At 30.7% G+C, this 561-nt stretch carries 1 protein-coding gene; it reads right to left on the bottom strand.

Annotation, left to right across the window (positions count from 1 at the left end):
• On the bottom strand, positions 1-561 hold a 561-nt coding region (locus tag RF647_RS19170; RefSeq protein ID WP_368813123.1), incomplete at both ends, for a hypothetical protein.

Genomic DNA, 561 nt, shown 5'->3' with positions numbered 1-561 from the left:
GAAAAGTGATATTTTTACATCACTTAGAATTTTTAATTTCATTAAATGATATTTCAGTCTTAAAACAGAAAGTAAATACTCTGTTTCTAAATCAAGACCAAGGTTTTCAAAATCTATTACCATCTCGACTTTTGGATTTTTTTCGATACTAGACCACACTCCTGGTATGGCTTTGCTTTCTGGTAGCTTTGATAAAAACGCCCTTACTCTTGATATATCATATATATTTAGGGATTTCGTATACTCTAAAGAGTTTATTTTATTAAAAGAGTCAGAGCTATTTAATATCTTAAATGATACTTCGATCTTACTATCGAAACCAATATAAGCTAATACCCGTCGTAGAGTTTCAAATGATTTTCCATTATCAAGTTGTGATTTTTTTGATGATAAAGCATCTATCATAACATCACTTACGTGATTTATTTTATTTGATGGAAGTCTAAAGTAATTTTTGATACGCAAAGTTGGGAATTTGTTATGAATAGTGTTTGCAATCGTTATGATGCTTGCATAAGGCTCGGAGTAAGCTATTTCTTGTGCTAATGCAGCCATGAGCCT

The sequence above is a fragment of the Kocuria sp. CPCC 205263 genome (assembly GCF_040981075.1).
Taxonomy (GTDB): domain Bacteria; phylum Actinomycetota; class Actinomycetes; order Actinomycetales; family Micrococcaceae; genus Kocuria; species Kocuria rosea.
The sequence above is the reverse complement of the archived record's forward strand: the minus strand, read 5'-3'. Positions and strand labels throughout refer to the sequence as shown.